Source organism: Hadarchaeum sp. (SeqCode) (genome assembly GCF_049969415.1).
GTDB lineage: Archaea > Hadarchaeota > Hadarchaeia > Hadarchaeales > Hadarchaeaceae > Hadarchaeum.
Map to the genome: position 1 here is coordinate 1 of NZ_JBMFOX010000051.1, position 4,522 is coordinate 4,522.

Genomic DNA, 4,522 nt, shown 5'->3' on the forward strand with positions numbered 1-4,522 from the left:
TAACTTGATTACCCCTTGTTTTAAACTTCATCGCTTCGGCCTGCATACAAATATAAAATTTGAGGCAAACTGCGGGAAAATCCTGAAAAACCATTTCCATGCGTCGTCATAATAGTAAAATTCCACAATTTCCAGCTGATGGCGTCTGAGAAGTTCGGTGATGGTCTCCCTAGAGAAGAACATGCAATGTTGGGGATTTATGTTAGGCCTCTGGATAAGATAGTCCTTTATGAACATCGCACCGTGGGCATTGTCCGTGCTGATTATCATCACGCCATCATCGGATAGATGTCGCTTCATGTTCTCCAGAAAGATTCCCGGGTTGTCAAGGTGTTCTATAACCTGCCCAGCCACTATCACGTCGAATTTTTCCCCCAGATCACAGCTAAGGGCATCCGCCACTATCATGTTGTAGCCCTTCTCTCTCAGTTCTTTCACCTTCTCGGCTTCTATGTCAATGCCGAGCACCTGGTCCGTCACTTCCCGGATGTACTTGTGCAGCCAGAGGGGATGTTCATAAGGGACTGTATGCCCGACACAGCCCACATCAAGGACTTTTTTACCTTTGCAGTACCGCTGGATGAGCTTTATTCGATCGACGAGCTCGGCCTTCTCCATTTTTTTTCTGTACACTTAAGTCCCCCATAACCTTCAACCACTTTCTCCTAAAAGGCTTGTTTTTTAGACATATATACATAGAGAATACTCGGATAACAATGAAAGAAATCACATTCTTATATCCTGCCAGCGGAATCAGCCCCCACCCGGCACACCTCGCCTGGGCAAAGTCCGTGGGCTCTCGAGTGGTGGAAACTCCCATGGGCATCGGATGCTTCGATCAGGGCAAACTGAAAGGCTCGAACATTCTGCTGCTGGAGTCCCTTTACTGCGCACCGTTTGCCCGGCGTTACAAAAAGAAAAACCCAGAGTGCAGAGTGATCTCAATCATAGCTGACACCAGTTTTTGGAGAGAGCGCTTGAGCATCTTCAGAAGAATTTACTACTGGAGGTACCTGCCCATCGTGGACGGCTTCATTGCCGTCTCCGAGAGGATAAAGCGCGACATCCAGAACTACGTGGACAGGCCAGTCGAAGTCGTTAGGCCGTTCCCTGTGAACAAATTCAGGCCGAGAAAGCGCGACTACGAGAGGAAAATTCTGTTTATAGGGAATGAGGCGAGGGAGAAGGGCTACAGCAACCTGGTGAAAGCCATGGACTACCTGCCCGATTTCGAGCTTTTCCTTGTTGGCGACTGCTGCAGGAAGGTGCGCACAAAGAAGCCAAACATCCACCTCGAGGGGCGCGTTCCCAGCCTCAAGCCCTATTTTCAGAAGTGCTCCATCTACGCGCATCCTGCGGACTTTGACCCCTGCCCGTCCGTGGTCTGGGAGGCCATGTACGCGGGCCTGATACCAATAATCACCAGGGGTGTGGGACAGGGCGAGCTCTTCAGCGGAGATCTGGGGAGGCTTGTGCTAGAGAAGAACGACCCAAAATCGATAGCCGATAAAATCTTAGAAGTCTATTCCATCCCAGACAAAAGTAAACTTATTAAGAAATGCATGAGGCTGTCGGAGGAGCACACGAAGGAGAAGAGCGTCAGGAGATTCAAGGAAGCCTTTCACAGGTTGCTCAAGGAAATAAAATAATGACGATCATCTGAGGCCGTATCCCTTCTTGTACCAATCTACAAAAAATTTTATTCCGGTCTCCAGATTGACCTTTGGAACGAACCCGAGCCCTCTCAGCTTGGTAATGTCTGCCTGGGTTCTCTGGACATCGCCGGGCCATGAAACTCCGCCAGTGTACGCGATCTTCACCTTACGATCCAGCCCGAGCTCTCCAAGCAGTAACGAAACGAGGTTCCTTACTGTGCACGACCCCCCCGAGCCAACGTTGAACGCCTCGCCCTTCAGGCTACCGCTCTCGGTCACAAGAAGCGTTGCATCGACAGCATCGTCAATGTAGAGGTAATCCTTCTCCTGCCCTCCGGTTCCTAACACTTCTAGCCTCTCCTTATCCTTGCGCAGCTTTTGCATCAGGTCGAACATAACTCCCCTCCTGCACCTAGGCCCAAAAATGTTGTAATATCTGAGGCTCACCGCCCCAATTCCGTATAGAGAGCAGTATGAGGAACAATAGGCTTCGCCCGCCGCCTTAGACGCCCCGTAATTTGAGATGGGCTGCAGGGGGTGATCCTCAGGCGTGGGCAAAATTTTTGCCTCGCCGTAAACGGTTGAGGAGCTGGCGAAGATAAAGGCTTTAACGTCCTCCCTTCGAGCGTGCTCAAGCATGTTTATTGTCCCTCTCACATTTATCTCAAAATCCCTGCAAGGGTCTTCCGTTGACTTTGGCACGCTTGATTGGGCGGCTAGGTGAAAAATTGCATCGACATCTTTTGCCTTGGAAAGGTCCCCATCGTTAAGAATGTCCCCCTTGAAGAGTGAAAAATTCTTAGAATTTTTCACCGAGGAAAGATTTTCCATAAGGCCGCTAGAGAAGTTATCAAGTCCAACGACCTCAAAACCGCTTGCGACGAGCCTCTCTGCGAGATGGCTTCCAATAAAGCCAGCGACGCCCGTCACCAGAACTCTGTACCCGAGCCTTCTCAATATTAGCCCCCATCCAACTTGAACTCCGCCCTAAAATATAACTCTGCCTAAGTGCAGCATTCACTTCTAATCTAGACAAATGAACCTCGGCTGTAAGATGCAGGTGAACTACCCCCAGCTCTCGCAGGGGGCCTCCTCTTTAGCGGCGACGCTTGTCAAGCAAACCACGGCTTGCGCCAGGACGCCGAGCAGGGGCCCCATATCCACAGGCGTTACTTCGGGCCGTCCCAGCCCCGCTTGAAGGATTCGCAGGGACGCAACGTAATCCCTGTCTAACCCTTCGGGGATGTTTTGAGAGGTGCCCTTTGGGTTTACCCCCACCGCCCTGCCAGCTCTCTCGACCTTGTAGGACAGATGTGGGGGAACCCCTCCCAGGAGGCGTCGAGTATCCTTCGCGCGAGGTTGTGGTTCCTCGCCATGCCGGAGATGTTCTAGTTCTTCCCCTTAAAACTTTGCACTTGTATTGCAAAGATTTTTAAATACTTAATACTAGTAAAATTGGGTATCTCCATGGTTTCAGTAGAGGGGATCAAGTCAGCGATAGCGGACAGAGAAGAGGAGATGGTGAAGATACTCACGTCCGAAAACATCGTGGAAAGGGAAAACCTAGAAATTGAACGGCACGTGACTACCGGTATTGCGAACATAATCACAGGGGTTAGAAGGTGCGGGAAATCGATCCTCGCATTTCAGCTGGCCAGAAGGGGGAACTTCGGTTATGTGAACTTTGAGGACGAGAGGCTCAGCATGGAGGCGGGAGAACTGAACAAAGTCCTCGAGGCCGTGTATTCTCTCAAGGGTGATGTTGATACGTTGGTTTTCGATGAAATTCAGAACGTTCCCGGGTGGGAGAGGTTCATCGCGAGAATCTTGCCCGCTAAAAAGGTTGTACTTACCGGCAGCAATGCCAGGCTGATGAGCAAAGAACTCGCGACCCACCTGACCGGAAGACATATAGACTTCGCTCTACATCCCTTCAGCTTTAGGGAATTTCTGCTGTACAGGAACGTGAAGATCAAGGAAGAGAACCTGTACTCGACGAGGGGGGTGGCCATGATAAAGAGGCTTTGGGAGGAGTATATGGAGACCGGTGGGTTCCCCTTGGCCCTCAGGCTCGGCAGGCTCTTCCTGCTGGAGAACTTCAGGGATATCGTCGAGCGGGACGTGATACAGAGATACAGGGTGAAGCATCCGTCAAAGTTAAGGGAGCTGGCCAGATACCTCCTCTCAAATCCCTCCTCAGAAATCACATACAACCGGCTGAAACGGATGCTCTCCCTCGGGAGTGCGAACACCGTCTCGGACTGGATATCGTTCCTCGAAAATTCCTACCTCATCTTCAAGCTCGAGAGATTCTCCCTCAAGCTCAAGGAAGCTGTGCTTGCCCCAAAAAAAATATTCTCCATTGACACGGGGCTTTCGAACGCCGTTGGGTTCAGAACATCTGAGAACCGTGGCAGGCTAATGGAAAACGCCGTGGCGGTGGAGCTTCTGAGGAGGAGGGACTACTGGAAGAGGGAATGGGAGATATTTTACTGGAAGGACCACAGACAGAGGGAGGTCGACTTCGTTGTCAAGGAGGGGCCGAGGGTAAAACATCTCATTCAGGTGTGCTGGGAGGTCACGCTCGAAACCGAAAAGAGGGAGGTCGAACCCCTACTCCTAGCGATGAAGGAGTTCGGACTGAAAGAAGGGCTCATCCTGACCTTCGATAAGCAGAGGGAGGAGACCGTGGACGGGAGAAAGATCATCTACATGCCGGTTTGGAGGTGGATGATGAAGACTGAGGATGTCGATCACCCGCCGCTTTCCAAACGTTCCCTTAAGGGTGTTAAGTTTCCAACTTAACGCCCGTGGCTTAGTTACACGTTTTCAACCATCAGATAGCTGATACTTCTGTTCATGAGTAG

4 protein-coding genes are annotated in these 4,522 nt (G+C 51.0%); 2 read left to right on the forward strand and 2 right to left on the reverse strand.

Annotated elements, in window-relative coordinates; all coding sequences use genetic code 11:
• Positions 1 to 27 precede the first annotated feature (27 nt).
• Positions 28 to 633: a class I SAM-dependent methyltransferase gene (locus ACP5PX_RS07250; protein ID WP_428085300.1), complete on the reverse strand. Its 606-nt coding sequence runs from the start codon at positions 631 to 633 to the stop codon at positions 28 to 30.
• A gap of 83 nt (positions 634 to 716) precedes the next feature.
• Between ACP5PX_RS07250 and ACP5PX_RS07255 the strand changes: the two genes are divergently transcribed.
• Positions 717 to 1,649, forward strand: a complete 933-nt coding sequence (locus tag ACP5PX_RS07255) for a glycosyltransferase family 4 protein (RefSeq protein WP_428085301.1) — start codon at positions 717 to 719, stop codon at positions 1,647 to 1,649.
• Between the two features lie 6 nt (positions 1,650 to 1,655).
• On the opposite strand, the gene ACP5PX_RS07260 is transcribed toward ACP5PX_RS07255, so the two are convergent.
• Positions 1,656 to 2,612: a GDP-mannose 4,6-dehydratase gene (locus ACP5PX_RS07260; protein ID WP_428085302.1), complete on the reverse strand. Its 957-nt coding sequence runs from the start codon at positions 2,610 to 2,612 to the stop codon at positions 1,656 to 1,658.
• 561 nt (positions 2,613 to 3,173) lie between these two features.
• Here ACP5PX_RS07260 and ACP5PX_RS07265 point away from each other — a divergent pair.
• Positions 3,174 to 4,460, forward strand: coding sequence for an ATP-binding protein (locus ACP5PX_RS07265; RefSeq protein ID WP_428085303.1), 1,287 nt, complete (start codon positions 3,174 to 3,176; stop codon positions 4,458 to 4,460).
• The last annotated feature ends 62 nt before the right edge of the window (positions 4,461 to 4,522 follow it).

Bases quoted from the DNA above. Each gene is read 5' to 3' on its own strand.
- ACP5PX_RS07255 (WP_428085301.1), top strand. From the start codon at position 717: ATGAAAGAAATCACATTCTTATATCCTGCCAGCGGAATCAGCCCCCAC.
- ACP5PX_RS07265 (WP_428085303.1), top strand. From the start codon at position 3,174: ATGGTGAAGATACTCACGTCCGAAAACATCGTGGAAAGGGAAAACCTA.